This is a genomic window from Pseudomonas protegens (genome assembly GCF_003363755.1).
Lineage (GTDB): Bacteria > Pseudomonadota > Gammaproteobacteria > Pseudomonadales > Pseudomonadaceae > Aquipseudomonas > Aquipseudomonas danubii.
Genome location: NZ_CP031396.1, coordinates 6,126,721 through 6,151,221, shown reverse-complemented (window position 1 = coordinate 6,151,221; position 24,501 = coordinate 6,126,721). Strand labels below are relative to the sequence as shown.

General features: G+C 64.2%; 30 protein-coding genes and 1 pseudogene. 14 read left to right on the top strand and 17 right to left on the bottom strand.

From position 1 onward, the window contains the following. Nucleotides 1-207: 207 nt before the first annotated feature. Both DWF74_RS31135 and DWF74_RS31130 read left to right on the top strand, forming a co-directional pair. A pseudogene (locus tag DWF74_RS31135) lies at nt 208-930 on the top strand (MCP four helix bundle domain-containing protein); the annotation flags it as partial. A gap of 42 nt (nt 931-972) precedes the next feature. Continuing rightward, nucleotides 973-1,836: a methyl-accepting chemotaxis protein gene (locus DWF74_RS31130; RefSeq protein ID WP_416760326.1), complete on the top strand. Its 864-nt coding sequence runs from the start codon at nt 973-975 to the stop codon at nt 1,834-1,836. 45 nt (nt 1,837-1,881) lie between these two features. Here the strand turns inward: DWF74_RS31130 and DWF74_RS27935 are convergent, their stop codons facing one another. After that, nucleotides 1,882-3,216 (bottom strand): PLP-dependent aminotransferase family protein, encoded by a 1,335-nt coding sequence (locus DWF74_RS27935; protein ID WP_115582161.1) that lies wholly within the window; start codon nt 3,214-3,216, stop codon nt 1,882-1,884. Between the two features lie 113 nt (nt 3,217-3,329). On the opposite strand from DWF74_RS27935, the gene DWF74_RS27930 reads away from it, so the two are divergent. Then, the gene (locus tag DWF74_RS27930; RefSeq protein ID WP_115582160.1) at nt 3,330-4,226 is read left to right on the top strand and encodes a DMT family transporter; all 897 of its coding nucleotides are present in this window, start codon (nt 3,330-3,332) and stop codon (nt 4,224-4,226) included. Nucleotides 4,227-4,612: 386 nt separating this feature from the next. On the opposite strand, the gene DWF74_RS27925 is transcribed toward DWF74_RS27930, so the two are convergent. The 4 genes from DWF74_RS27925 to gcvA all read right to left on the bottom strand — a co-directional run bounded on the left by DWF74_RS27925 (nt 4,613) and on the right by gcvA (nt 7,021). Beyond that, nucleotides 4,613-5,209 carry a nucleotidyltransferase family protein gene (locus DWF74_RS27925; protein ID WP_102864255.1) on the bottom strand — a complete coding sequence of 199 codons (597 nt, stop codon included), beginning with the start codon at nt 5,207-5,209 and terminating at the stop codon, nt 4,613-4,615. Next, complete coding sequence (ribD, locus tag DWF74_RS27920; RefSeq protein WP_102864254.1) at nt 5,206-5,643, bottom strand: bifunctional diaminohydroxyphosphoribosylaminopyrimidine deaminase/5-amino-6-(5-phosphoribosylamino)uracil reductase RibD; 438 nt, start codon at nt 5,641-5,643, stop codon at nt 5,206-5,208. Before ribD ends, DWF74_RS27925 begins: the two co-directional genes overlap by 4 nt. A 15-nt stretch (nt 5,644-5,658) precedes the next feature. Beyond that, nucleotides 5,659-5,988: a hypothetical protein gene (locus DWF74_RS27915; RefSeq protein WP_115582159.1), complete on the bottom strand. Its 330-nt coding sequence runs from the start codon at nt 5,986-5,988 to the stop codon at nt 5,659-5,661. A gap of 136 nt (nt 5,989-6,124) precedes the next feature. Next, entirely contained in the window at nt 6,125-7,021 is an 897-nt protein-coding gene (gene gcvA / locus DWF74_RS27910) for a transcriptional regulator GcvA (RefSeq protein WP_115582158.1), read from the bottom strand. A gap of 153 nt (nt 7,022-7,174) precedes the next feature. Between gcvA and DWF74_RS27905 the strand changes: the two genes are divergently transcribed. Continuing rightward, complete coding sequence (locus DWF74_RS27905) at nt 7,175-8,134, top strand: DMT family transporter (protein ID WP_162884134.1); 960 nt, start codon at nt 7,175-7,177, stop codon at nt 8,132-8,134. Nucleotides 8,135-8,237: 103 nt separating this feature from the next. After that, nucleotides 8,238-8,870 carry a glutathione transferase gene (gene yfcF, locus DWF74_RS27900; RefSeq protein ID WP_102864250.1) on the top strand — a complete coding sequence of 211 codons (633 nt, stop codon included), beginning with the start codon at nt 8,238-8,240 and terminating at the stop codon, nt 8,868-8,870. 89 nt (nt 8,871-8,959) lie between these two features. On the opposite strand, the gene DWF74_RS27895 is transcribed toward yfcF, so the two are convergent. Beyond that, nucleotides 8,960-9,307, bottom strand: a complete 348-nt coding sequence (locus DWF74_RS27895; RefSeq protein ID WP_240321974.1) for a darcynin family protein — start codon at nt 9,305-9,307, stop codon at nt 8,960-8,962. A 93-nt stretch (nt 9,308-9,400) separates the two neighbouring features. On the opposite strand from DWF74_RS27895, the gene DWF74_RS27890 reads away from it, so the two are divergent. Together DWF74_RS27890 and DWF74_RS27880 are read left to right on the top strand one after the other, a co-directional pair. Continuing rightward, nucleotides 9,401-10,021, top strand: a complete 621-nt coding sequence (locus tag DWF74_RS27890; RefSeq protein WP_102864249.1) for a TetR/AcrR family transcriptional regulator — start codon at nt 9,401-9,403, stop codon at nt 10,019-10,021. A 207-nt stretch (nt 10,022-10,228) separates the two neighbouring features. After that, entirely contained in the window at nt 10,229-10,642 is a 414-nt protein-coding gene (locus DWF74_RS27880) for a hypothetical protein (protein ID WP_372342463.1), read from the top strand. A 42-nt stretch (nt 10,643-10,684) separates the two neighbouring features. Here DWF74_RS27880 and DWF74_RS27875 read toward each other — a convergent pair whose 3' ends face one another. Further along, nucleotides 10,685-11,146, bottom strand: coding sequence for a methyltransferase family protein (locus DWF74_RS27875; protein WP_115582499.1), 462 nt, complete (start codon nt 11,144-11,146; stop codon nt 10,685-10,687). Between the two features lie 258 nt (nt 11,147-11,404). On the opposite strand from DWF74_RS27875, the gene DWF74_RS27870 reads away from it, so the two are divergent. Further along, entirely contained in the window at nt 11,405-11,806 is a 402-nt protein-coding gene (locus DWF74_RS27870; protein WP_102864248.1) for a GFA family protein, read from the top strand. Between the two features lie 15 nt (nt 11,807-11,821). Here DWF74_RS27870 and DWF74_RS27865 read toward each other — a convergent pair whose 3' ends face one another. The 5 genes from DWF74_RS27865 to DWF74_RS27845 all read right to left on the bottom strand — a co-directional run bounded on the left by DWF74_RS27865 (nt 11,822) and on the right by DWF74_RS27845 (nt 15,542). Further along, a complete protein-coding gene (locus DWF74_RS27865; protein WP_115582157.1) occupies nt 11,822-12,445 on the bottom strand; it encodes a cell wall hydrolase in 624 nt (207 codons plus the stop codon). Nucleotides 12,446-12,667: 222 nt separating this feature from the next. Then, a complete protein-coding gene (locus tag DWF74_RS27860) occupies nt 12,668-13,363 on the bottom strand; it encodes an OmpW/AlkL family protein (RefSeq protein WP_102864246.1) in 696 nt (231 codons plus the stop codon). A gap of 209 nt (nt 13,364-13,572) precedes the next feature. After that, a complete protein-coding gene (locus tag DWF74_RS27855; RefSeq protein ID WP_173664407.1) occupies nt 13,573-14,019 on the bottom strand; it encodes an NUDIX hydrolase in 447 nt (148 codons plus the stop codon). A 57-nt stretch (nt 14,020-14,076) separates the two neighbouring features. Next, complete coding sequence (locus DWF74_RS27850; RefSeq protein ID WP_115582156.1) at nt 14,077-14,706, bottom strand: DMP19 family protein; 630 nt, start codon at nt 14,704-14,706, stop codon at nt 14,077-14,079. Nucleotides 14,707-14,753: 47 nt separating this feature from the next. Further along, a complete protein-coding gene (locus DWF74_RS27845) occupies nt 14,754-15,542 on the bottom strand; it encodes a hypothetical protein (protein ID WP_115582155.1) in 789 nt (262 codons plus the stop codon). 227 nt (nt 15,543-15,769) lie between these two features. Here DWF74_RS27845 and DWF74_RS27840 point away from each other — a divergent pair, with 227 nt between their 5' ends. The 3 genes from DWF74_RS27840 (at nt 15,770) to DWF74_RS27830 (ending at nt 17,168) form a co-directional block, all read left to right on the top strand. Further along, on the top strand, nt 15,770-16,321 hold the full coding sequence (locus DWF74_RS27840) for a hypothetical protein (protein WP_240321973.1): 552 nt from the start codon (nt 15,770-15,772) through the stop codon (nt 16,319-16,321). Nucleotides 16,322-16,399: 78 nt separating this feature from the next. After that, nucleotides 16,400-16,729, top strand: a complete 330-nt coding sequence (locus DWF74_RS27835; RefSeq protein WP_060843215.1) for a cyclic-phosphate processing receiver domain-containing protein — start codon at nt 16,400-16,402, stop codon at nt 16,727-16,729. Nucleotides 16,730-16,733: 4 nt separating this feature from the next. Then, complete coding sequence (locus DWF74_RS27830) at nt 16,734-17,168, top strand: hypothetical protein (RefSeq protein WP_115582153.1); 435 nt, start codon at nt 16,734-16,736, stop codon at nt 17,166-17,168. Nucleotides 17,169-17,204: 36 nt separating this feature from the next. Here the strand turns inward: DWF74_RS27830 and DWF74_RS27825 are convergent, their stop codons facing one another. From DWF74_RS27825 to DWF74_RS27810, 4 genes are all read right to left on the bottom strand, one after another. Next, nucleotides 17,205-17,780: a GNAT family N-acetyltransferase gene (locus tag DWF74_RS27825; protein ID WP_115582152.1), complete on the bottom strand. Its 576-nt coding sequence runs from the start codon at nt 17,778-17,780 to the stop codon at nt 17,205-17,207. A gap of 13 nt (nt 17,781-17,793) precedes the next feature. Next, nucleotides 17,794-18,645, bottom strand: coding sequence for an EcsC family protein (locus DWF74_RS27820; protein ID WP_102864236.1), 852 nt, complete (start codon nt 18,643-18,645; stop codon nt 17,794-17,796). Nucleotides 18,646-18,767: 122 nt separating this feature from the next. Further along, nucleotides 18,768-21,332 carry a valine--tRNA ligase gene (valS, locus tag DWF74_RS27815; protein WP_205413469.1) on the bottom strand — a complete coding sequence of 855 codons (2,565 nt, stop codon included), beginning with the start codon at nt 21,330-21,332 and terminating at the stop codon, nt 18,768-18,770. A 95-nt stretch (nt 21,333-21,427) separates the two neighbouring features. Continuing rightward, on the bottom strand, nt 21,428-21,715 hold the full coding sequence (locus DWF74_RS27810; RefSeq protein ID WP_060838708.1) for a barstar family protein: 288 nt from the start codon (nt 21,713-21,715) through the stop codon (nt 21,428-21,430). A gap of 139 nt (nt 21,716-21,854) precedes the next feature. Here DWF74_RS27810 and DWF74_RS27805 point away from each other — a divergent pair, with 139 nt between their 5' ends. Continuing rightward, on the top strand, nt 21,855-22,367 hold the full coding sequence (locus DWF74_RS27805; RefSeq protein ID WP_102864235.1) for a ClbS/DfsB family four-helix bundle protein: 513 nt from the start codon (nt 21,855-21,857) through the stop codon (nt 22,365-22,367). A 159-nt stretch (nt 22,368-22,526) separates the two neighbouring features. Here DWF74_RS27805 and DWF74_RS27800 read toward each other — a convergent pair whose 3' ends face one another. Beyond that, nucleotides 22,527-23,402 (bottom strand): hypothetical protein, encoded by an 876-nt coding sequence (locus tag DWF74_RS27800; RefSeq protein ID WP_115582151.1) that lies wholly within the window; start codon nt 23,400-23,402, stop codon nt 22,527-22,529. 200 nt (nt 23,403-23,602) lie between these two features. Between DWF74_RS27800 and DWF74_RS27795 the strand changes: the two genes are divergently transcribed. Beyond that, nucleotides 23,603-23,947 (top strand): metalloregulator ArsR/SmtB family transcription factor, encoded by a 345-nt coding sequence (locus tag DWF74_RS27795; protein ID WP_102864578.1) that lies wholly within the window; start codon nt 23,603-23,605, stop codon nt 23,945-23,947. Between the two features lie 59 nt (nt 23,948-24,006). Beyond that, complete coding sequence (locus tag DWF74_RS27790; protein ID WP_102864233.1) at nt 24,007-24,477, top strand: arsenate reductase ArsC; 471 nt, start codon at nt 24,007-24,009, stop codon at nt 24,475-24,477. Nucleotides 24,478-24,501 lie beyond the last annotated feature (24 nt).

Genomic DNA, 24,501 nt, shown 5'->3' with positions numbered 1-24,501 from the left:
GATATCATCGGCGGGTTTTCCAGGCCGGCCGTGCCTCCTGTCCCCCCTGGAAAACCCTGGCTAAGGCGCCGATCAGATGCGCCTACCGCCGACCTTGTGTGCAAAAACCGACGGTGCCGTGAAGCCTCGCTCCACAGCGCACCGCACAGATGCAAACCGCGACTCGCTTCGCCGGTTGTACTTTTTGCCGCCACAAGGAACACAGTCATGCTCTTGAGAACGATGAATATTTCCCGCCGCGCAGGGTTCAGCTTCGCCCTGATCGCCCTGCTGGCACTGGGCCTGGGGGGCTTCTCGTTGCTGGAAATGCGGCGCATGAACCAGCAATCCCTTGAGGTCGACCAGAACTGGCAGCCATCGATTGTCGCCGCCAACGCCCTGGCCCTGACCAGCACCCAGATCCGTACCATCACCCTGCGCATGCTGGTGGTCCGTGACCACGACGATGTAAAGGCCCTGCTCAAGCGCGTCGGCGAACTCGACGAGCAACTCAATCGCCAGCAAGGCGTTTACGAGAAACTGATCACCGAGGCCGAGGAGCGCTCGGCCTATGAACGCTTTCTCAGCGCCAAGGCGGCCTACATCAAGGATCAGCACCGGGTGGTGGAACTGGTGCGCCAGGGGCACAAGGAAGCGGCCATCGATGTCGTCGACGGCGGTTCGTTCCTGACCCAGGCCGACGCCATGCTCAAGGAGCTGCTGGACATCATCGACACCAACACTCGGGGTGGCGTCGCCGCCGCGCAGCTGAGCAGTGAGGTGTTCCAGGGCGCCATTGCCATGGTCGTGCTGATCATGCTGATCGTGGTGGCCCTGACCATCGCCCTCGCCCTGCTGCTGACCCGCAGCATCGTGCGCCCACTGGGCCAGGCCGTGGCCGTGGCGGAAACCATCGCCAGCGGCGACCTCGGCCAGAGCATCACGGTCAGCGGCAAGGACGAACCGGCACGCCTGCTGCAAGCCCTGCAAACCATGCAGGCCAGCCTGCGGGGCACCCTGCAGCGGATCGCCGATTCCTCCAACCAACTGGCCTCCGCCGCCGAGGAACTGCATGCGGTCACCGAACACTCCAGTCAAACCCTGCACCAGCAAAGCAATGAAGTGGAGCAGGCTGCCACGGCAGTCAACGAGATGACCGCCGCCGTGGAGGAAGTAGCGCGCAATGCGGTGAGCACCTCCGAGGCCTCCCAGGAAACCGACCGCACCGCCCACCACGGCCGCGAGCAGGTGCAACACACCGTGGACTCCATCGGCCAACTGGCGGCAGACGTGACCCAGACCTGCGAACAGGTCGAGCACCTGGCAGTGGACGTGCGCAATATCGGCCAGGTGCTGGAAGTGATCCGCTCGATTGCCGAACAGACCAACCTGCTGGCCCTGAATGCGGCCATCGAAGCGGCCCGGGCCGGGGATGCCGGACGGGGGTTTGCCGTAGTCGCCGACGAAGTGCGGGCCCTGGCCCATCGCACCCAGCAGTCGACCCAGGAAATCGAAAGCATGATCAACACCATCGAAGAAGGCACCGAAGGTGCGGTCAGCGCCATGCGTAACAGCAACGAGCGGGCACACCTGACCCTGGAGGCGGCCCGCGCCTCGGGGCTGGCCCTGGACCAGATCACCCAGGCCATCACCATGATCAACGAGCGCAACCTGGTGATCGCCAGCGCCAGCGAAGAACAGGCCCAGGTCGCCCGGGAAGTGGATCGCAACCTGATCAACATCCGCGACCTGTCGACCCAGACCTCGGCCGGGGCCAACCAGAGCAACGCCGCCAGCCAGGAACTGTCGCGGCTGGCGGTGGACCTGAACGGGCTGGTGACCCAGTTCAAGCTCTAAAAAAGCAGTTGTCAGCGGCACGTTCGAAGCGTCGAACGTGCCGCTTCAGAACGCGTAACGGGCGATCACTTGCCGGACCTTGGCCAGCGCCTCGGGCAAATCGGCCAGGTCCACCGAGCCCAGGGCCAGGCGAATGGCGTGGGGCACCGGCCCGGCGCAGACAAAGGGCTCGGCGGTAGACACCGAGACGTTCTCGCGCAGCAACGCCATGGCCACCTGATCGGCGCGTACTTCCTCGGGCAAAGGCAGCCAGAGGAAGTACGAGTTGGGGTGGCCGATATGCTCCAGCCCTGCCAACAGCTCCCGAGCCAGATGCTGACGGGCCTGGGCGTCCTGACGTTTTTCCTGCTCCAGGCGCGCCACGGTGCCGTCCTCGATCCAGGCACAGGCCATGGCGGTCATCACCCCGGGGGTGTTCCAGGTGGTGGCGCGGATCGCGCGTTCGAGCAAGGGCGCTCGGTCTGCGGAGGTCACCACGTAGCCGACCCGCAGCCCGGCGGCCACACTCTTGGAAAAACCCGAGATGTACACCGTGCTTTCCGGGGCCAGGGCCGCCAGGGGTGCAGGTGGATCGTCCGCCAGATAGGCGTAGGCCGCGTCCTCAATGATCAGCAACCCATGCTGGCGGGCCAGGGCCACCAGACGCTGGCGCCAGGCCAGGTCAAGCACCCAGCCCATGGGGTTGTGCAAAGTCGGCATGGCGTACACCGCCCTTACCCGCCGACGCTGGCACAAGCGCTCGAAGGCATCGAGGTCCGGACCTTCTGCCGTCAATGGGATGGCCAGCAACTCCAATCCGTGCGCATCCGCCACCACCTTGAACCCCGGGTAGGTCAGGGCATCGGTGGCCACCACGTCGCCGGGCTTGAGCAGGGCCATGACCGTGGTCGCCAGGCCGTGCTGGGCCCCACTGACAATCAGCACCTGCTCGCCCTTCACTGCCAGACCGCGACCCGCCAAATGCTGCGCCACCGTGGCCCGCTCATGGCTGCGGCCGGCGTGGGGTTGATAACGCAGCAGGGCCTCCAGATCGCCGCAGGACGCCAACTGACGCAAGGCTGCGCGCAGTAACTCTGCCTGCCCGGGCAAGGACGGGTAGTTGAAGTTCAAGTCCAGGGTTCCGGCCGCCGTGGCCTGCTGATCTACACCCTGTCCGGGCGGTAGCGCGGTTTCACGGACAAAGGTGCCACGCCCGGTTTCGCCGCTGATCAAGCCCATGGCTTCCAGCTCGGCATACACCCGCGAGGCGGTTACCAACGCCAGCCCTTCCCTGGCCGCCAGCTCTCGATGGGTGGGCAGGCGGGTGCCAGGGGCCAGCACGCCGCGACGGATATCGGCGGCGAACACATCGACTAACTGCTTGTAGCGGGCGCGGGCCATTGGCGCTGTATCCATGACAATTTTTTGATTGTGCTGATTTTCAATCCTAGGATGAGCTGGACGCAAGCCCCACCCCGGGCCTGCCCCTGCCAACCGTAGTGAGCACTTGTTGAATGCAACGGACATCGCACCTGCAATCCCCCCCGCTGGAAAATACCGCCGGCGGCTGGCTGAACGGCTTTATCGGGGTACTGATCTTCAGCGGCTCACTACCGGCGACCCGGGTCGCGGTGCTGGAGTTCGATCCGCTGTTCCTTACCGTTGCCCGCGCCACCCTCGCTGCGGTCCTGGCCCTGTGCATCCTGTTGCTGTTCAAGGAACGACGCCCCAGCAGGCAGCAATTGCTGCCCCTGACCATCGTCGCCCTGGGCGTAGTGCTGGGCTTTCCCTTGCTGACCGCCCTGGCCCTGCAGTACGTGACCTCGGCTCACTCCATCGTGTTTCTCGGCCTGCTACCCCTGGCCACCGCGGTATTCGGCGTATTGCGCGGCGGTGAACGGCCACGTCCGGTGTTCTGGCTGTTCTCGGTGCTGGGCAGCCTGCTGGTAATGGGTTATGCCCTGTCCCAGGGACTGTCGGCGTCGCCCCAGGGCGATTTGCTCATGCTCCTGGCGGTGCTGGTGTGCGGCTTGGGTTACGCCGAGGGCGCGCAACTGTCCCGGACCCTGGGAGGCTGGCAGGTGATTTCCTGGGCCCTGGTTTTGTCGTTGCCGGTCATGGCGGTCCTGACCCTGTTCAGCGCTCCGGCCTCCTTTAGCGGCATCAGCCTGCCGGCCTGGTTCAGCCTGGGCTACGTCTCGCTGTTCAGCATGCTGATCGGGTTTGTCTTCTGGTACCGCGGCCTGGCTCAAGGCGGGATCGCTGCCGTCGGCCAGCTGCAGTTGTTGCAGCCATTCTTCGGCCTGGCCCTGGCCGCCGGCCTGCTGCATGAACAGGTCAGCCTGGGCATGCTCGGGGTCACAGTGGCAGTGATCCTGTGCGTGGCCGGAGCGAAGCGTTGGGCCAAGTGACAGAAACGACAGTGGCAGGCTCAAGAGGCCTGCCACTGCTTGCGCCTTACCTGGCGACGGGTGCTGCAAACGGCTTGGGGTCTAGGTCGGAGAGATAGTGGCAAGCGCACCGATCGCGATGGTCAAGGCTAAAAATCCAAACAAGAAAAACGCCATCTTAGTCATCAGGCCTCCTGAACAGTAGGTGTGCGGTGCAGCGGGCCCGGTTTCCAGCCGGGAGGCCGGACGGGCGCGCCATTTTCAAACCTCGGCTGTTCTGATAACAGACGCAGATACGCGAGAAAAATACGGATCAGAAGCACTGCCCGGGGAATCGCGGCCTACTCCTCACCACCAGGGCCGCCGGGTTCAACACCCTGGAAGGACCCAGTGCACGACGGGAGTGATCAGCCCTGCTCCAGCCTGAGCAACGGCCATTTGCCCTGCCAGTTCTTCGACCGCAGCCGTTCCAGGAAGACCGGGCGCTTGGATTCGACAAAACCTGTCGTCGGCCGAATCAACAAGCGCAAGAGATCATCGAGGCCCAACGGCGCGCACACTTCACAAGCCCCTTCGGCCCCCAGCCTGACGGCGACCGCGGTGGCGGTTTCCGGCCAGTAGGTCATGGCATCGGCGCTGGACAGGTAGGGCCGGTCGCCGTTCTTCAAGTGCATCCGGGCCTGGTTCTTCACCGACCAGTCGACCCCCGGATGGCTCGCCCGCAGTTGCTCTTCCAGTTGTCGATCGAGCTCGGCAGAACAGCGCTGGCGATCGAACCAGATGACATCCACGTCGCTGTCCAGGGGCGAACAGGCCCGGCCGTGCAGGTGATCCCACACCGCATTGCGGACAAAACCGGCGCCGATCCAGCAATCGTCAAGCCCCAGGGCCTGCACCTGCTGCAGCAACTGCCAGCGCAGCGGATCGGCAGCGATGATCGCCCCGACCCGGGCCGCCTGTTGCTCCTGCGGCTCCTGGAACGGGCGGACCTCAGCCGGGCTCAATACCCGCCCGCCAGCAGATAAGCCGACAGGTCCTGCGCGGCCTCTTCAGCCAGCAGCCCGACCTGCACCTCGATCCCCGCCTGCCGCAGGATCTGCACACCGGCACCGGCGTTGCGCGAATCGGGGTCGAGCATTGCCACCACGACGCGGCCCACGCCCCGTTGCACCAGGGTTCGCGCACAGGATGGCGTGCGGCCCTGGAAGGAACAGGGTTCAAGGGTGACGTAGGCCGTGAGCCCGCTGCAGTCGCCGGGCCACTGGGCGAGTGCCATGGCCTCGGCGTGAGGCTCGCCCGGGCGCTGGGTGAAGCCCTGGCCGACGATGTGCCGATCCTTGACCAGCACACAGCCCACAGGCGGGTTGGGCAGGCAGCCGGGCAAGGCCTGGCGCCCGGCAAGCAGGGCCTGTTGCATGAAGTAAACGGGGGTGGACATAAAGGCCTCGGTGGATTATCGACGGGCCAACTTATACCGCACACAGTCGTCGTAAAAGCTTTTGCGCAAGGCTTCGGGCCTGATCCGCGAGGCACTGTCGTAGGTCTGCTCGGTGATCCCCAGGGCCATCATGCGCATCCAGCCCTTGCTGAACTTGTAGGTCTGGATCTTCTGCCGCGCCGCGTACAGCGACACCCCGGACAACTTCAGCTCCTGAGCCCGGGCAGCAGTGCCTGCGCCCCAACTGCACACATAACGGTCATTGGCCTGCAGCTCTCTGGCCTGGGCCATCCCGGCCCCGCCCAGCAGGGCGCAGGAAGTCAGCGTTATCAACACATGGCGCATTTATCGGTCACCTAACCACCTGAAAATAAAGTGATTTTGCCGATACCTTGGCCAGTGCGGGGCCAGCAGATTGCCTTATCGATCAAGGCAAAGTGCCTGCCACTGCTGGCCAGTCATGCGGTACAGGCGCAACGCACTATGCCAGCGGCTCGCCGCGCCCGGCTTCGGCCAGCAACCACTGGCGCAACAGCGCGACATTGGGTCGCTCCAGGGCCGCTGCCGGATAGACCAGATAGTAAGCCAGATCACTGGCCACACCCTGGGCAAGCGGCGCCAGCAGGGAGCCCTCGGCCAGTTCCCGGCGGACCAGCGAGCGGCGCACCAGGGCAACCCCCAGACCCGCCTTGGCAGCTTCTATGGCGCCATTGCTGTCGACGAACACCCGGCCCCGGCCACCGTCGATCTGCCCGGCCCCGGCCGCCGCCAGCCACAGCGCCCAGTCGTGACGATGCTCATCATGCAACAACGGCAGCCCTGCCAGCTCGGCGACCGTCAGGCCGGCGTCCTGCCCCAGCAGCTGCGGGCTGCACACCGGGGTCAACTGGTCATCGAGCAAGCGTTCGCTGAGCAGCCCCTCATAGCGGCCAAAGCCGTGGCGCACCGCCAGATCGACGCCATCGCGGGCCAGGTCCACCTGGCGGTTGCAGGCGCTGATCCGCACATCCACCCCAGGTGCCTGCGCTTCGAATCCCGAAAGCCGTGGCACCAGCCACTGCGTGGCGAAACTCGGCGTGCAACTGAGCACCAATACCTCCAGACGCACACGCCCGACCATCTGCGCCGTAGCCTCGCGCATCATCCGAAAGGCCGTGCGCAAGGTCGCGAAGTACTCCTCACCGGCCGCGGTCAGGATCAAGCGCCGGGGGCGGCGCAAAAACAGCGCGAGACCCAGCACCGACTCCAGCTCCTTGACCTGCAAGCTGACGGCGCCCGGGGTGACATTCAGCTCCCTGGCCGCCAGGGTCACGCTCAGATGACGCGCTGTGGCTTCAAATGCGCGCAGTGCCGCAAGGGGCGGCAAGGCCATGCTCATGATTTAGCTCTCCTCAACCATGGAGCGAAAAACGCTCGTTTGTCCGCGGTCGCAACTTGCAGAATAATTCGACACGGCAGCCATTCAAATAGCCAAGGCGTCCGTGCATCGACGAGCAGGACTCAATCATTGAAACACGTGGGAGTAAGCGGCATGACCAGGCAAAAAGTCATGGGAGTGATGGAATGGGGGCAATTGCTGGTGCTGTCGATCCTCTGGGGTGGCTCGTTCTTTTTTGTCGCGATTGCCGTCAAGGAGCTGCCGCCACTGACCATCGTCATGCTGCGAGTGAGCCTGGCCGCCCTCGCCCTGCTGACGCTGATCCGTATCCTCGGCCTGTCACTGCCCCGGGACCGACGAGTGTGGCTGGCGTTCTTCGGCATGGGGCTGCTCAACAACCTGCTGCCCTTTGGCCTGATTGTCTGGGGCCAGACCCATATCGCCAGCAGCCTGGCCGCCATTCTCAATGCCACCACGCCCCTGTTCGCGGTACTGGTGGCCCACGTTCTGACCACTGATGAAAAAATCAGCGGCAACAAACTGGCAGGGGTGCTGGTCGGCTTTGTCGGGGTGGCGATGATGATCGGCCCCGATGCCCTGGCGGGCCTCGGGGATCATCTCGGGGCACAGTTGGCGGTACTGGGTGCGGCACTGTCCTATGCCTTCGCCGGAGTCTTCGGCCGGCGCTTCAAGGCCATGGGCGTCGCCCCACTGCTCAGCGCCAGCGGTCAGATCTGCGCCTCCAGCCTGCTGCTGATCCCCCTGGCGCTGCTGCTGGAGCGGCCCTGGAACCTGCCACTGCCGAGCCTGGCCACCTGGGGCGCGCTACTGGGAATCGCCCTGCTGTCCACCGCCCTGGCCTATGTGCTGTTCTTTCGGATTCTCTCCAGCGCCGGCGCCACCAACCTGATGCTGGTGACCTTCCTGATTCCCATCAGCGCCATTGTCCTGGGCTGCCTGGTGCTGGGCGAGCAGTTGCACGCCAGGCACCTGCTGGGCATGGGCATGATCGCCCTGGGCCTGGCGGCCATCGACGGCCGGCTGCTCAGGCGCTTCAGGGCACGCAAGCAGGCACCGTTGGACAGCGACAGTTTTCTCGGCAAGGACATTTGATAGCGGCCGGTATTCCCGCGAGGAATGCACGGATAAAAATCGCGCATTTTATTTATCGCCCGGGATCTCTTAGCGTGTCCGTTCCCCCATTGGAGATCCCGCCGTGACCGACGCCCGTCCACGCCTGTACGTCGATGCCCAGTTCACCAGCCCCTATGCCCTGTCAGTGTTCGTGGCGTTGCGGGAAAAGGGCATCGACTTCGAACTCATGCCCCTTGACCTCGATGCCGGTGAGAATCGCGCCCCGGACTATGCCCGCCTGTCCCAGACCCAGCGGGTGCCGACCCTGGTGCATAACGGCTTTGCCCTGTCCGAATCTTCGGCCATCACTGAATACCTGGAGGAGCTGTTCCCTGAACCCGCGGTCTATCCCCTCGACCGACAACAGCGAGCCAAGGCCCGCCAGGTCCAGGCCTGGCTGCGCAGCGACTTGCTGCCGATCCGTCAGGAACGCTCGACCCTGGTGGTGTTCTATGGCTGCAAGGGCGAACCTCTGTCGCCACCCGCCGAAGCGGCGGTGGCCAAGCTGATCGATACGGCGCAAGCACTGTTGGCCGATGGCCGTGACTGCCTGTTCGGCCAGTGGTCGATTGCCGATGTCGACCTGGCATTGATGCTCAACCGGCTGATCCTCAACGGTGACCCGATGCCCGCGAACCTGGTGGACTATGCCCGGCGCCAATGGCAGCGGCCGGCGGTGCAGGAATGGCTGCGGTTGCCGCGGCCGGCGCTGTAGCGGCCTGGGGCGGATGCGTTTGATGAGCCGCCAATGCAAAAACCCTCCCGTAAATCCGGGAGGGTACCTGATTCAGTGACGCAAACGACTCAGGACGCCAGTAAGGGCTGCTGCTCATAGTTCTTGGCGTAGGCGTTCTCCACGCCGGGAAGGATTTCCACTATCGAGAAGTAGCGGTCCCAGAACGGCGTCTCCCGCAACTCCTCCACCAACAGCTCATAGGCATGGTGACTGCTGGCTTCCCACAGCCACAGATCGGTGACTCGCGCCGAGTAGAACTCGATATCGAAGAAGCGCAGCGATACCTCGGCCGAATGCCGTTGCAGAATCGGCTCCATCTGGGTACGCAACAGGCGAAAGCGCTCCTCGACCGGAAACCCCAACCACTCCGGGGTGGTTTTTACCAGCATGAATACGCTGAGCACGGTGACAGACATGGTGTTGACTCCTGACAGACAAAGGGTTGATGAGTGCTGCTTGCCCAAGCAGAATACGAGTCATCACTCACCTTTGAAACTCGCATTGCCGCCATGTCAAAACACCCTGCCAGCCCTCCTCTGACCCCGCGTAAAACCCCGAGCCAGCGCCGTTCGGCGCACACCGTCGAGGCTATTCTGGAAGCGGCTGCTCGCATTCTGGAAACCCAGGGACTCACCGCCTGCTCCACCAACGCCGTGGCGCAACGGGCCGGTGTCAGCATCGGCTCGCTGTATCAGTACTTTCCCAACCGCGATGCCCTGACGGTGGCGCTGATCGAGCGCGAGACCGCGCAGTTGCTCAGCGATGTCCACGACGCGAGCAGTCACGGCAGCGCCCTGGAGCGCATCCGCGCCATGGTCCAGGCCGCAGTGGCCCACCAGTTGCGCCGGCCGGAACTGGCCCGAGTGATCGATTTCGAAGAGCGCCGGCTGCCGCTGCAGGAGCGCCATCAGCGAGTGGCCCAGGTCATTCATCAAACCCTGGTGCAGGCCCTGCAATTGGCCGATGCACCTTGGGTGCTCGATGACGTGGTCACGGTGGCCCACGACCTGTTCGCCCTGACCCACGGCATGATCGATGCCGCAGGTGAGCGAGGTGAAACCGACGCCCCGGACCTGGAGCGCCGGGTCATGCGCGCCATCCGCGGCTACCTGACGCTTGCCGGAGAATGATCGAGCGGCGCGGCGACACACATGACGGCTGACGCATGCAGGCAAACATATGCTGGGCGTCATCGGCCTTGCCCAAGGGCACGCCGCGATGTGGCAGGCCGCTCAACGCCAGAAAAGTACCCGTGCGCCGATCCGGCTGGTATGGTGCGCCCCTTGGAAATACACCGCCCGACCCTGAGGAACCTGACCTTGAGCAGTGAAGCAAAAATGACCGGTGACCTGTTCGAAGTCGACAAGCGCCTGGCCCTCAAGCCCATCGTCGACTTCAACAGCTACCTGCGCGCCGCCTTCGCCGACGGCCCCTGCACCTGTGGCCGCTGCGTCGCCAGCCAGGGTGACGAAACCGGCTATGAATACCAGCACAGCTTCAACTTCGCCGGCCGCGTGGCCCACCGCCGCTTCGCCAGCACCGCTGGCAGCGACGTGCTGCTGGCCCTGAAGAAAGCCTGGCTGTCCTTCACCAAGATCGAGCTTGCAGTGAGCGGCGAGCTGGACCTGGCGACGGTCAAGGACTTCGTCGAGCCCGAACTGCACAAGCTGCTGGTGCCGCTGTTCGTCGCCAGCGGCCTGACTCGCGAAGTGGATGGCCAGTTGCAGATTCAGGCGCAAGTGGCGGCTTGAGACAACCGTCACGCCTCTGCCGCGAGCACAGAGGCGTGCGACCTAGAGCCAGCGCCGCACGCGCTGTCGATAGTCGGTAAAATCCGCACCAAACAACCGCCCGAGCGCCCGTTCTTCGGGAGCGATCTGCAAGCGGTTGATGTACAGGACAAAGCCCAGGACGCCCAGCAGCACCAGGGGCGAGGCCAGGTACAGCCCCCAGGCCAGCAACCACAGGGCAAAGCCGACATACATCGGGTTGCGGGTGTAGCGGTAGATGCCCGACGTGACCAACGCTGAGGCCGCTTCGGGTTTCAAGGGGTTGACTGTGGTCCGGGCACGCCGGAACGAGATCCCGCCCGCCAGGACGAACAGCAGACCCGCCCCGATCACGGGCAGCGCCAACAACAGGCGTGTGCTCCATGCCAGGTCAAGTCCCGGCAGCCCCAGTGATGCACCGCCCATCAGCCCGCCGAAGACCAGCGCCACCAGCGGGGGCGGAACCTTGTTTTCCAGTGCCTGCAGCATGATTCTTCCCTCGACACGTTGCGCAATAGACGGGCGGCGGATCTCTGACCCCAGAGGTTCCCCGCCACCCGCCACAGCTTACCGTCGCTCAATAATGCGAAAAGAAATTCCTGGGAAGCCGGCACTGCCCACTTGAGCATCAGCGCGCATTTGGACATCCTCCAGGCCTCGACCTGATTGTCCCCATCCACTCTGCCCCCCCAACTGGACTGGTTCCAGCGCGAATGGCCCTGAAACCTCGGAATCCCTCACAACATGCAAATCCCCCATCAAGGCAGCTGCCTGTGCGGCGCAGTCACTTACCGAGTGTCCGGCGCACTGAAAGCCGTCACCCACTGCCACTGCCGCAAGTGCCAGAAAGGCCATGGCGCGGCCTTTGCCTCCTACGCCAGCACCCCGCGCGCGAATCTGCACGTCAGCGACGCCGGCACAGCCCTCAAGGGCTATGAATCCTCCCCAGGCGTGCTGCGCCAGTTCTGCTGCCACTGTGGCTCATCGTTGTTCTGGCAAAATGTGCGAGGTGAATACGCCGAGTGGATTTCAATCGCCATCGCCACCCTGGATACGCCCTTCACGGCCCCCAAGCAGAAGCACCACTGCGTGGCAATGAAGGCCAGCTGGCACCAGATCTGCGATCAATACCCGCAAGTACCCTGACTGCTCGACCCGCCATTAGCGCGCCGCCAGGTCCTTGGGTTTGTAGAACAGGAAATTGCCGATTTCAGTGGTCTTGATGTAGCTCTTGGCCCACTGCGGTGACACGCTGCGGTCGTGAAAGTACAGGGCGCCGCCGGTGCGGTCCTGGAGCTGCTGATTCAGCGCCTTGCGCGCAATCTCCTTGGCCAGGCTATAGCGCCCCTCCTCTTGCACCTGATCCGGGCGACCATCGCACCACCAGGAGAACTGGCACGGACTTTTTTCCGAGCCCTGCTTGACCACTTCGCACAGGGTAGACGGAAAACCCTCATGGCCCAGACGGTTCAGGACCACATCGGCCACCGCTTCCATATCGGCAGACTCCCCCCCTTTGGCTTCCCAATACAGGGTCCGCGACAGACAGGTGATGGCATCGTCCACCGGTGCCTGTCCGGCGGGATCCACGGCCTGGACTTCCGTCTTGGTGATGGGGGCCGCCTGGGTCTCGGCCTTGGGGCTCTCTTTGTCCGCGACCTTCTGCTCCAGGACCTGGGCCTTGTCCTCGGCGACTTCCTGGACCGCAGGTTGCGGCTCGGCGGCCAGGAGCTGGGCGATGTAGAGCATCAAACCGTAGCAGGTAAGCCTTGCAATGATGTGCATGATCGACTCTTCCAACAAGTCATGGACCCTGGGTCAACGCCAACCCTGAGCCTTCAAGCGACAGAGCCGCGCACCGAGGCCGGCGCATGGGCACGTCGGCGACAAGCGACGGGTCATGAGCGGGCCATATCGAGTCGACCATGGCGTCACAAAAACATTCCCTTGAAAAACGCTGACCGGACCAGGGACGCTGGACCTCGGCGCAGCGCCCCGGCGCAGCACCTAGAACTTGTAGCCCAAGCCCACCATGTACACGAACGGGTCGACATCCACATTGACCTTGGAGCGCACCCCAAGCTGGCTGTTGTTCACATAGGCATCGGTATTGATGTCGATGTAGCGCATCTGTGCGTTGAGCATCAGCCGATCGGTGAGCATGTAGTCCATGCCCACTTGTGCCGCCCAGCCCCAGGAGTTGCCGGCGCGGAAGTTGTCGAAGCCTGCGGCGGAAGCCCGGCTGCCGACCTTTTCATCGTAGATCCAGGTGTAGTTGAGCCCCGCCCCGACATAGGGCTGGAACGCCGATTTGCTGTGCATCGGGTAGTACAGCAGGCTCAGGGTCGGCGGCAGGTGCTTGAGGGAACCGAGCTTGCCATCGGCAATGCCGCCAGCGGTGCCACTGAGGCTCACGTTGTGTTCAAAAGGGGTCGCCGCCAGCAGTTCCACCGCCAGGTTATCGGTCAGCATGTAGGCAAAGTTCAAGCCTAATTGGGTATCGCTGCCCAGGCTGGCCTTGCCCCCCAGGCTGGTGCCGGCCAGGGCGCCGCGATCGACCTTGACGCTGGAGCTGCTCTCACGCGGGTCCACCGTCACCGCACCGGCGCGGACAATAATGTCGCCAGCCTCGAAAGCCTGGGCCGTGGAAACGGCCAGGGCAGACAACAGCAGGCTGGTACTCAGAAGGGTCAATTTACGCATGCATCACTCCACTACTCGAACAAGGGCCAACCCGCCAGCCGTGATCACGGCGGGCTGTGCCAGGGAGGCTTGAGTATCGAGAAGCAGGTAAACGTGCACATCTGCCGAATGACATAGGCCGTGGCCGATCAGCCCGGGGATGCATTGCGAGGTGTTTCGTGGTGCCAGGCCAGGAGCAGGCGCCACGGGGCAAGCGAGCCTGTTTTTGCTCAGTCGAGCAACCCGGCGTTCTTCAGCAACTCGCCCAGCCCCTGGGGAACCAGCGGCGAGCCTTCGCTAAAGCTGCGGCTGTCATGCCAGCGGGCAACGAACGGGGCGCCGTCGCTTTCCCGGGCATCGAGATGGGCGCGCTGGTAAACCCTCGGATCGTCGAAGCGGGCGTCGTAGACCTGGACGATTTCATGGCCGGGTTTGCCGGCGAACGTGAACAGGCTTTCCAGGGTGCCAATCAGGCGCAGGTTGTTGATCGACTGTCCCAATTCCTCCTGCACCTCACGGACAATCGCCCGGGCACTGTGCTCACCGAAATCGATACCGCCGCCCAGCGGCCGGAACAGCGTCTGTTGCGTGTCGGCATCAACGAACTGATTGACCAGGATCTTGCCCTGGTGGTGGAAGACACACAGCGCGAGCGCGCGAATACGGGGTTCAGACACGGGATAAAGTCCATTTGCCGGTACGAGGCGCGGCATTAGAACACAGCGCAGCGAGCATCAACCAAGGTAAAAATACTTCACCGCCAACGCCGGCACCTCCTCCATCGCCGACCACAGCTGCTCGTCCAGCTCGCCGCTGATCAACTCATGCTGCTCGTCGCTTAGCAGCTCGGGAAGGTCCCACAACCGCTGCAGTGGCGGGTGATGTTCAAGAGGTCCGAGCAACTGCCGCTGGCGGCTGACCAGCCTGCGGGTGTTGCGCGCACCGATGGCCGCCAGGGTGTCCAGCGCCAGCTCACAGGTCTGCTCGCCCCAATTGCAGAAGAACTGCAGGAAGCCGCCGTTGTAACCGTCCGCCTCCAGGCGCCAGAGCGCGACGATGGCTTGATCGTCCGCCGGCAACCGGTCGAGCTGCCACTCCACGACCTGCAAGCGCGCCATGGACTCATTGCACAGGTGCTCCCAGACCCAATCGATGGCCTCGACGCTGACACCCGACTCTCCCAACTGCGGCCAGGACACCCGACGCCCTCGGTGCTCGATCTGAAAGTCCACCCGCTGCTCGGGCGTGGCCTCTTGCAGGAATCGGTAGCGACTCAACGGCTGCCGCAGGTGCAGGCCATCGGCCCAGCCGAGGCAGAGCATTTCGGCGTCGAAGCTGACATGGGTGATGGGGCTGAGGTTCATCGAGCAGATCCTTGCATAAAGAGGGTCAATGGCGCTGCGCCGGCGGATTACTCGCCAGCGGCCACGGGGCGCCGCGGGCCCATGCCGTTGAGCAGCGAGAACAGCACCCCGGACAGCAGCCCGAGCAGCAGGAACGGAAAGATCCCCCGGTTGAACAAGGGGACCCAGTAGTCCAGCCCCGAGGCCCCCTTCAGTGATCCGGCGAACAATCCCGGGGCCCCGGACAGCAGCCAGATCAACAGGCCACTGAGCCCGCCACCGATTACATGGCGCCAGCCGGTGGCGAGGAAACGGTCCACCAGCCATAGCATCGGCCAGCTGACCAGCATCGAGAGCCACGCGCCGATCAGCGCCCCGAGCGAGAAAACCGCCAGGCTTTGCTCCCCCTTCGGATAGAGCGTCACCGCCACCCCGCCCAGGGTCAGCGCCCCTGACAGCGGCACGGCCAGAACCCGCCACCCTTGCCGCGCCCGCCCATGAAGCGGCACCGACAGTTGCTCGATACCGCGGATCAGCAGGCTGTACAGACCGCCCAGGAGCAACCCGCCGGCCAGCGGCAACAGCAACAACTGCGTCCACGAGGTGCGCACCAGCAAGGTAGCGACCAGACTCAGGATCAGGCCGAGCCACAGGTAGCGCGTCCTGGCTTGCGGCCAGCGCCGGTCCATCCACAGCAACAGGGGAATGCCCAGGACCATGGCAATCACGCTGCCAAACAGAAACCCGGAAAACAGCTGCGTACCATTCCAGCCCTTGATCAGGCCCTTGGTCGCGGCATAGACCAGGCCGGCGCATGCCGGCAGTGCAAACAATCGGAGTTCGGCATTGGGCCGCATTGGGGTCCACCTGGGTTGGCAGCGGGTGCCGGATTGAATAATGGAGCGTTTCTACACAACTGCGGCGGACTAATCCACTGCTGGAAAAAACCTGCGCCACCTTGAGCGAGGTAATGGCTTCTTGCGCACTATCGGGTTATACAACGGGTCGAAAATTCATCCGCCCCCTCAACGTAAAGCCCCCAGCGATGCTTTCAGCCCAACAAGCCTGTGCCCTGGTGCTCGCCATGCATGACGGCATGATCAACGATGGAAAGCCCGAGCGTTTTGTCATTCAGTCCTGCGAGCTCTGTCCCCAGGGGGCTTACTGGGTGATCCGCTGCAACAGCGCGGATTATGTGCAGCACGGCGTAGAGTCGAGTTGCTATATCGGCATAAACGCGCATCTGGTCAACGTGCAGACTGGAGTGGTCGATGCCATCGGTAGTGCCACCCACGTGGATGACTACCTGCAAGACAAGTACGATCAGGGCGCTGCGATGGGCAACTTTTATGTACTGACTCCTGCATTCGATCGCCACGACAAAACCGCAATGAGCAATCTGCGACAAAAACTGGCCTGCACCTATCCGCAGGTCATTGCACTGCTGTCAGAACAGAACAAGCCTTGGCTTACAGGCAGCCGCCGAGTCCTGTTGCAGGCTCAACGGCAACTCTGCGACCAAGGCGTGCCCAGCACGATCACCTTGGCGCCTGAAACAGCCGGCGCGGTTCCTCTGGACGAACAGTTCTGCCACGCTGCCACGCTCCTGCTAGCGCTCCGGCGCAGGTTGCAATGAGCAGGCGTTGACCGACGCGATCATGTCATCGCGAACGACGCCGATGCTTGAACTGCATTTGAATGAGTAAACAGGCCCATGAAAATCTACCTCGACGACGAACGCCAGACCCCGCCCGGCTGGATTCGCACCTACTGGCCGGACGAAGTCATCGCGCTGCTCGAAGCCGGCGGCGTCGAACAGATCAGCCTCGACCACGACCTCGGAGATGACGCGCGCGGCACCGGTTACGACGTGATCCTGTGGATCGAAGAGGCGGTGGCGCTGCAGGGGTTCTGTCCGCCGCAGATTCATATCCACTCGGCCAATGCCTCCGCCGTGGAAAAGATGCGCGCGGGGGTGCAAGCGATCAATCGGCTGGCCCGCGACAACGGATGCCGCCAACCCACCGACAACAGAGGCCACTGACCCCATGAGCGGCAACCTGTACGGATACATCCACTGCCTTGACCCTTCGCCGGCCGCCGAAGCGCACAATCGCGCGGTTCTGCACAGCCTGCCAGTGACCGGGGCGCAGATCACCAGGGCGCTTTTCAGCCTCCTGCCCAACAGCCGGGGGCATTGCTACTACGGGCATATGCTGCACTTCGCCTGCGCCCCCAAAGGCAGTTATGACTTCGAGGATTCGTGGTTGGCCGAATACGAAGCCCTGCTGGAGCGCTTGTTCTGGGACAGCTCGGAAGTGGTGCATACCTATTGCGGCGAACGTCGGACCTGGGGCTCCAGTAAAACCCAAGGGCTCGCACCACCAACAGGCTTGCAGATCAGCCAGCGGAAGGTCTTTCCCTCCTACCACCACCTGGAGCCCGTCGAGGACAGCGATGTAGCGACGCCGGGGCACCGCTGAAGGTGCCAGCACCGGCTTGATTGTCACGCCACGCAGTTACACAACATGCGCGGCGAGCGGCGCCGGGCTGGACCAATCGGCCCTCAACAAGCCGTACTGCACCAGATCATGATGAGCTCCCAGCCAATACCCCGCCTGCCGTGAAAGCCCTTCGCGGACAAACCCCAGCCGCTCCAGCAACCTGAGGCTCGCCAGGTTCTGCGGGTGCACCTGGGCCTCGATACGGTTCAGCGCCATCTGCTCGAAGCCCCAGCCCACCGCGGCGTGCAACGCCTCGCTCATCAGCCCCTGCCCTTGTGCCGGTTTTGCCAGTTCGAAGCCGATGGCGCAGCTACGCCACTGGCGGTTCCATTTGAACAGGCCACAGGTGCCCAGCAGACCGGGTTCGGACTGGCGCTCGATGCCCCAGCGAACGCCCGGGTTGGGCAAGCTCCGCCATCCGGCGAACAGCGTCAGCAATTGCTCGGCCTGCTGGCAATCAGTCATTGGATCGGTGCCGAACCACTGCATGGCCTCGGCATCGCTGTGAATCGCGAACAACGCCGGCACATCGGCCGGGCACAGTTCCCTGAGGATCAGGCGTGGGGTACGGATAACCGGAAAGTCGCTCATATCGACACCCGCCCTAGCCTGCCAAGCGCTTGCCCAGGATGAGTGCATACTCGCCCTTGATCTGCTCAAAGCCGTACTTGTGCTCCAGGCGCTTGACGATGAAGTGCCCGCGGGCCATGTCCTGGTAGAAATCGGTGAACAGCGCATTGATAGTGGCGCCGGTAACGGCGCCGATCACCGGCACCGCCTGGGCCGCGAACTTGCTGGAAATGGTCACGCCGTAACGGCTGGCGACCTTCTCGATCAACAGCGCCAGCCACTTGCCCACCTGCCCCGGCGACAGCCTGCCGGCCGCCCCGGCGCCTTGCCTGGCGGCAATGGCCGCCAGCTCCTTGGACAATTGCTGCATGGCCTGGGTGGTGAAGCTGCGGGTGATGTAATAGCCGGTCTCGGTGGCGTCGTCGGCCTGGCTGTTGCCACCCATGGCGAACACTTCGATGCACGCCTGCTTGGTGGCGAAGTCCTCCAGGTCGAAGCCTTCGCTGCGGGCCACATCGGCCACCGAGCGCATCATGATGGTGGTGGAAATGGGCAGCTCGACGAACAGCGCGGCAAACCCGAAAGCGCCGCCCACCGCGCCGGAAGTGGCGGCATAGACTTTGTGCAAGAGCGTCGAGGCCTGTTTTTTCGGAGTGTTCTCCAGGCTCCACAGCGCGGCATCGGCCGAGGTATGCAGCGCAGCCACCACCGCGCCGTTGATCTTTGCGGACACCCAATTGGGCAAGGCCTTGACCGCGCTTTCAATCGGCGAGCCGAGCAGGCCGGACAGGCGCGCGGTCAATGAAGGGGATTCCAGCAGGCTGACCGCCCGCTTCAGGTCCTGATAATCCTCGGGACTGTCTTTGATGCTCACCGGCTTCTCCATGGGCTGCGACCTACTGCGCCCGGGAAGCATAAACCGCTTGCCGCTCAGATCACGACAAGATTCATCCTGCCGGGGCGCCCCCACGCAGCTGACGCTTCATGGGGGCGCCGAGGTGGAGCAGGTCAATCCTGCAACCAGACCCGCACCTGAGGCTGCGCGCCTTCGATGAACACCAGGCTGGCCACCTGCCCCGCCTCGATCAGGTCCTGTCGGGCGCATTGCAGGGACTCCAGCAGCGGCGCGTGCTGCACCAGCTCAATGCGCGCCACTGCGGCCTTCATCGACTGCCGGGCATCGGACTTGGCCTTGCGAATGGCCGCCAGCGCGGCACTGACCGCCTCCAGCAACGGCTCGACATAGTCCTCGGCCACCTGCGCCTCGGGCCACGGGGCCCGGTGCACCGAACCCGGCTGCCAGCAACGCCAGACCTCCTCACAGACAAAGGGCAGAAACGGCGCGAACAAGCGTTGCAGCACACTCAAGGCCGCCGCCAGGGCGTTGCGCGCCGAGTGGCCCTCGGGGCGATAGGCGCGGCGTTTGACCAGCTCGACATAGTCATCGCAGAACCACCAGAAGAAGCCCTCGATGCCGATCAGCGCGCTGCTGTAGTCGTAGCCCTCCAGCGCCGCCTCGGCGGCGGCGGTGACCGCTCCCAGGCGTTGCAGCATGGCCTGGTCCAGCCGCTGCTCGACCGGCCCCTGCGGGTCGCCCGGCACGCCGAATACCAGCTTCGACAGGTTGAACAACTTCAGCGCCAGGCGCCGGCCGATCTTCATCTGCTGCTCTTCGAAGGCGGTGTCGCTGCCCGGGCGCCCGAGGGCCGCCCAATAGCGCACGGCATCGCTGCCGTATTGCTCCAGCAAGCCCTGGGACGTGACCACATTGCCCCGGGACTTGGACATCTTCTTGCGGTCCGGATCGAGGATCCAGCCCGACAGCGCCACATGCTTCCAGGGCACCGCGGCCGCCTCGAAGTGGCTGCGCACCAGGGTCGAAAACAGCCAGGTACGGATGATGTCGTGGCCCTGGGGGCGCAGGTCCATGGGGTAGACGCGCTGAAACAGATCCTCGTCCTCCTCCCAGCCGGCGGCGATCTGCGGGGTCAGGGAACTGGTGGCCCAGGTGTCCATGATGTCGCGCTCGCCGATAAAGCCATGGGGCTGGCCGCGTTGCTCGGGGCGGTAGCCCGCTGGCGTGTCCAGGGTCGGATCCACCGGCAGTGAGGTTTCGTCCGCCAGGATCGGCCTGGCGTAGTCCGCTACGCCCTGGGCATCCAGGGGATACCAGAACGGAATCGGCACGCCGAACACCCGCTGCCGGCTGATCAGCCAGTCGCCATTGAGGGCGCCGACCCAGTGCTCGTAACGACTGCGCATGAACGGCGGATGCCACTCCAGGGACTGGCCGCGGCCGAGCAACTGCTGGCGCAGCTCAGCGCTGCGCCCACCGTTGCGCAAGTACCATTGGCGCGTGGCGACAATCTCCAGAGGCTGGTCGCCCTTCTCGAAGAACTTCACCGCGTGACGGATCGGCCGCGGTTCGCCAAGCAAAGCGCCACATTCACGCAACATCGGCAGTATCAACTTGCGGGCCTGGGGCAAACTGCACCCCGCCAGGGTCTCATAGGCCTGACGCGCGCCCGGCGTGCTCAGCCAATCGGGTGGCTGGGCCAGCAGCCGACCGTCCGGCTCGATGATCGAGCGGGTGGGCAACTGCAGCTCGCGCCACCAGAGCACATCGGTCAGATCGCCAAAGGTACAGACCATCGCTAGCCCGCTGCCCTTCTGCGGATCGGCCAGGGCGTGGGCCAGCAACGGCACCTCGACCTCGAACAACGGCGAACGCAGGTATTGGCCGAAGCGTCCCTGGTAACGCGGGTCATCCGGATGCGCCACCAGCGCCACGCAGGCCGCGAGCAATTCGGGGCGGGTGGTGGCAATGCATAAATCCTCACCTTCGATGCCCTGGAACCGCAGGTCGTGATACGCCCCCGCCACCTCCCGCTCCTCCAGCTCGGCCTGGGCCACGGCGGTCTGGAAGGTCAGGTCCCACAGGCAGGGAGCCTGCTGGCTGTAGAGCTCGCCGCGCCGGTAGTTGCGCAGCAAGGCGCGCTGACTGACCCGCTGCGCACGCTCATCGATGGTGGCGTAGGTCAGGCCCCAGTCCACCGACAGGCCCAGTTGCATGAACAAGCGGCGAAAGGCCTGCTCGTCGACGGCGGTCAAGCGGTGGCACAGCTCGACAAAGTTGCGCCGGCTGACCGGCGCATAGTCGGCGCGGCGCTCGGCGACCCGGGCCGGTGGCTGCAACTGCGGCTGGTAAGGCGCCTGGGGATCGCAGCGCACGCCGTAGTAGTTCTCGACCCGGCGTTCGGTGGGCAAGCCGTTGTCGTCCCAGCCCATGGGATAGAACACGGCCTTGCCGCGCATGCGTTGAAAGCGCGCGATGATGTCGGTGTGGGTGTAGCTGAACACATGGCCGACGTGCAACGAGCCCGAGGCCGTGGGTGGCGGTGTGTCGATGGAGTAGACCGCGTCCCGGGTGGCACTGCGATCGAAGGCGTAGGTGCCCTCTTCCAGCCAGCGCTGGGACCAGCGTGTTTCGAGGTGTTCAAGCGAGGGTGTGGCGATGGGGCAAAGCGTTGCGGTTACACGTTTAACGGTGACATAGCATCCTCCTGTTATCACCCGGTGGCGCCGCAAAGGTCGGCGCCGAGGGGAAAATTTATAGAGGATTGCGCGGCATTAGTAAATCGCCCGGGCGCGGCTTTTTGCATTGCGCCTCAATCGAACTGCAGTTGCGCAGCCCATGCCGGGTACTGGGTCTGCAGGCGCCGCAGGCATTGTTCCATCAGCCGCGCATCGTCCGGCAAGCGTCGGGAGAGGCTGTGCCAGCCGCTGATGCGCAACTGCAGCGGCATCTCCACCAGCCCGGAAATGGCATCCCAGAAGGCATCCCAGTTGCAGCCATACCACTGGGGCAAGCCCAAGGCATCGCGCAAGGCCAGGTGCAGCTCACGGGCCGTGACCAGGTCGCGTACATCGATTTCCAGCAACTGCGGGCGAGTCATGTTGCGTGCCTCTGCTCAGGCTCATCGACCGCCAGCATACCCGATGCCGGGGCCCATCCTGGCAGGCGTTGATGCAGCGCAGGCAGCAGCGGCCAATCGCTGGCACACTCCGGGCTTTCGCCGCACAGGAACAACGATCATGGCGATTCCCCAGGACAAGGAACAACTGCTCAAGGCCATCGACAGCCACTTCAATGCCTTGAGCCAGGTGCTGGATCAAGTGCCCCCGGCGCGGGTCGACGAACGCAGCCTGGAAGGCCACGTCAAGGGCACGCAGATCAGTGTCTCCGAGCTGGTGGCCTACCTGCTGGGCTGGAACGAGCGGGTACTGGACTGGCTGGAAAAGGACCTGGCCGGCCTGCCCATGGCCTTTCCGGCTGTCGGCTTCAAGTGGAACCAGCTGGGCCCGCTCGCGCAGAAGTTCTACCGCGACTATGCCGCCATGGCCTACCCGCAAAAGCGCCAACGCCTCGACGCGGCCAAGCAACGAATCGTCAGCCTGATCCGGCAGCGTGACAATGCCGCGCTCTATCAATGCCCCTGGTACGCAAAGTGGACCCTGGGCCGGATGATCCAGCTCAACACCGCCGCGCCCTACGCCAACGCCCGCGGACGCTTGCGCCGCTGGCTCAAGCAGCACAGCGCCCCATGACCGCAGCGGCGCCACCGGGCGCGCTGACTGCGCGCGCCCCTGTGCAACACGGGTTCGACCGTCAGCATCGGCGTCTGCCGCCGGTGCAGTCCCCGGCGGAGCAAAGGCCTGGGCACGCCCCGCGCCGAGGCCCTGCGGCGGCTCATGCCGACGGCGGATTCATGGCTGCCGCACCGCCAGTTCCTGGCTGGTGTACTGCTGGGTCTTGCTGTCGTAGACGTAGGTCAGGTCATCGGCCGCGGCCAGCGAGCGGATTTTACCCGGGCCCTGGAAGGTGGTGCCGCTGACCTTGACCTGCACCTGCGGCAACGGCCCCTGGCCGGCAACAAAATTCAACTCGCCGTCGCTGCCGATACAGGGCATTACCGCGCCCTCGTCACAAGCGGCGGAGTTGTCCTCGCCGGTGCGCACCTGCCCCAGATAGGACCAGACCCAGCCATCGTCTTCCGGCTTCTTGTTCGGGTTGAACAGCAACATCGTGTAGCCCTTGGTCACCACGCCGTCGTCGAACGTGGCGGTGGGCACTGCCAGCAACAGCCGGCCATCGGCGGTGCGGTGCTGCACGGCCTGGCGCTTGCTGTCCACTTCCTCGGGCTTTTCCCGGCCGCCGAAGAAACCGATCTTGCGTTCGATGCTGCGGATGGAATAGGCCGGCGTCTGGCCCGGGTGGGTGAGTTCGAAGGTCGCATCCGCCAGCCGGACCTGGACCTCGGGCGCGGCAAAGTCCTCGCCCTGGCGGGCCGCGCTATCCCGGGTGTGCCAGACAAAGGTGGCGTAGTAGTGCTTGCCGTCCAAGTCCAGCTCCTGGCCGTACCAGAAGGTCGCGGTGACGCCGTCCTGGAGTTCCACTTCCTCATCCTGGTCGGGCACCTCGACGTTCTGCATCACCGCCAGCACCGCGCCAGGGGGGATCGGTGCGTCCTTGGCCTGGACCAGCGCTGGCGCTGCCAGGGTGAAGGTGGACAACAGCAGGCCTGCCAGGCCTTTGCCCAAGCAGCCTTGCATGAGCGAACCGGCCTTGATCGTGATTTTCATCGCTTGAACGTCCCTGTGAGCCTGTAGAAAACCGCGGACTGCGTCGGCGGCGTCGTGCATGACGCGACGATCATAAAGGCAGGCTTTCGGCACCGACAAGATGCTGGCAAATGGCAAGTGCGGGCTTTGCTACTCCCGTGGCTTGCATGAAACATATGGATTTCCGTATATTCGATTTTCCATATATTCAAGCCAGCACCATGATGACGCCTGCCGACGTATTCAAGAGTCTTGCCGACGAAACCCGCGCCCGCGCCACCCTGCTGATCGCCAACCAGGGTGAGCTGTGTGTCTGCGAGTTGATGTGCGCCCTCGACGACAGCCAGCCAAAGATCAGCCGTCATCTCGCCCAATTGCGCAGCAGCGGCCTGCTGCTCGACCGGCGCCAGGGGCAATGGGTCTATTACCGCCTCAACCCGCAGCTGCCGGCCTGGGTCGGGGAAATCCTGCAAGTGACCTTCCGGGCCAACAGCGACTGGCTGCGCGACAACGCCTTGCGCCTGCAGCACATGGAGGGACGCCCGGTCCGCGCCGCCTGCTGCTGATAACGCAACCCCGTGAGTCTTGAGCCTTTGACATCCGCCCACAGCGCAAGGAATACCCCATGCGAGTCCTGTTCATGTGCACAGCCAATAGTTGCCGCAGCATCCTCTGCGAAGCCCTGTTCAACCACCTGGCACCCCAGGGTTTCCAGGCCCTGAGTTCCGGCAGTTTCCCCAGGGGCCAGGTGCTGCCCCGCAGCCTGGCCACCCTGGAGCAGGCCGGTATCGCCACCGCCGGCCTGTACAGCAAGGGCAACGACGCCTTCGCCGACAACCCGCCCGACATCGTGATTACCGTCTGCGACAAGGCGGCGGGCGAGGCCTGCCCGGTGTACTTCGGCCCCGCACTCAAGGCCCACTGGAACCTGGAAGATCCCTCCGACGTCCGGGGTGACGAAGCCTGCGTCGACGCCGCCTTCCGCGCCACCCTGGCGCACATCGAGCTACGTTGCCGGGCCTTCCTGGGCCTGCCTTTCAACCACCTCAACCGTGAGCAACTGCAGCACGAGTTGAACCGTATCGGCACACTCTGAGCCGGAGGCTACATGTCAGAACAC

Excerpts from the sequence above, each read along its gene's own strand:
- DWF74_RS31130 (WP_416760326.1), top strand. The coding sequence starts at position 973 with ATGCAGGCCAGCCTGCGGGGCACCCTGCAGCGGATCGCCGATTCCTCC.
- DWF74_RS27935 (WP_115582161.1), bottom strand. The coding sequence starts at position 3,216 with ATGGCCCGCGCCCGCTACAAGCAGTTAGTCGATGTGTTCGCCGCCGAT.
- DWF74_RS27930 (WP_115582160.1), top strand. The coding sequence starts at position 3,330 with ATGCAACGGACATCGCACCTGCAATCCCCCCCGCTGGAAAATACCGCC.
- ribD (WP_102864254.1), bottom strand. The coding sequence starts at position 5,643 with ATGTCCACCCCCGTTTACTTCATGCAACAGGCCCTGCTTGCCGGGCGC.
- DWF74_RS27915 (WP_115582159.1), bottom strand. The coding sequence starts at position 5,988 with ATGCGCCATGTGTTGATAACGCTGACTTCCTGCGCCCTGCTGGGCGGG.
- gcvA (WP_115582158.1), bottom strand. The coding sequence starts at position 7,021 with ATGAGCATGGCCTTGCCGCCCCTTGCGGCACTGCGCGCATTTGAAGCC.
- DWF74_RS27905 (WP_162884134.1), top strand. The coding sequence starts at position 7,175 with ATGACCAGGCAAAAAGTCATGGGAGTGATGGAATGGGGGCAATTGCTG.
- DWF74_RS27895 (WP_240321974.1), bottom strand. The coding sequence starts at position 9,307 with ATGTCTGTCACCGTGCTCAGCGTATTCATGCTGGTAAAAACCACCCCG.
- DWF74_RS27890 (WP_102864249.1), top strand. The coding sequence starts at position 9,401 with ATGTCAAAACACCCTGCCAGCCCTCCTCTGACCCCGCGTAAAACCCCG.
- DWF74_RS27880 (WP_372342463.1), top strand. The coding sequence starts at position 10,229 with ATGACCGGTGACCTGTTCGAAGTCGACAAGCGCCTGGCCCTCAAGCCC.
- DWF74_RS27870 (WP_102864248.1), top strand. The coding sequence starts at position 11,405 with ATGCAAATCCCCCATCAAGGCAGCTGCCTGTGCGGCGCAGTCACTTAC.
- DWF74_RS27865 (WP_115582157.1), bottom strand. The coding sequence starts at position 12,445 with ATGCACATCATTGCAAGGCTTACCTGCTACGGTTTGATGCTCTACATC.
- DWF74_RS27860 (WP_102864246.1), bottom strand. The coding sequence starts at position 13,363 with ATGCGTAAATTGACCCTTCTGAGTACCAGCCTGCTGTTGTCTGCCCTG.
- DWF74_RS27850 (WP_115582156.1), bottom strand. The coding sequence starts at position 14,706 with ATGAACCTCAGCCCCATCACCCATGTCAGCTTCGACGCCGAAATGCTC.
- DWF74_RS27845 (WP_115582155.1), bottom strand. The coding sequence starts at position 15,542 with ATGCGGCCCAATGCCGAACTCCGATTGTTTGCACTGCCGGCATGCGCC.
- DWF74_RS27840 (WP_240321973.1), top strand. The coding sequence starts at position 15,770 with ATGCATGACGGCATGATCAACGATGGAAAGCCCGAGCGTTTTGTCATT.
- DWF74_RS27835 (WP_060843215.1), top strand. The coding sequence starts at position 16,400 with ATGAAAATCTACCTCGACGACGAACGCCAGACCCCGCCCGGCTGGATT.
- DWF74_RS27830 (WP_115582153.1), top strand. The coding sequence starts at position 16,734 with ATGAGCGGCAACCTGTACGGATACATCCACTGCCTTGACCCTTCGCCG.
- DWF74_RS27825 (WP_115582152.1), bottom strand. The coding sequence starts at position 17,780 with ATGAGCGACTTTCCGGTTATCCGTACCCCACGCCTGATCCTCAGGGAA.
- DWF74_RS27820 (WP_102864236.1), bottom strand. The coding sequence starts at position 18,645 with ATGGAGAAGCCGGTGAGCATCAAAGACAGTCCCGAGGATTATCAGGAC.
- DWF74_RS27810 (WP_060838708.1), bottom strand. The coding sequence starts at position 21,715 with ATGACTCGCCCGCAGTTGCTGGAAATCGATGTACGCGACCTGGTCACG.
- DWF74_RS27805 (WP_102864235.1), top strand. The coding sequence starts at position 21,855 with ATGGCGATTCCCCAGGACAAGGAACAACTGCTCAAGGCCATCGACAGC.
- DWF74_RS27800 (WP_115582151.1), bottom strand. The coding sequence starts at position 23,402 with ATGAAAATCACGATCAAGGCCGGTTCGCTCATGCAAGGCTGCTTGGGC.
- DWF74_RS27795 (WP_102864578.1), top strand. The coding sequence starts at position 23,603 with ATGATGACGCCTGCCGACGTATTCAAGAGTCTTGCCGACGAAACCCGC.
- DWF74_RS27790 (WP_102864233.1), top strand. The coding sequence starts at position 24,007 with ATGCGAGTCCTGTTCATGTGCACAGCCAATAGTTGCCGCAGCATCCTC.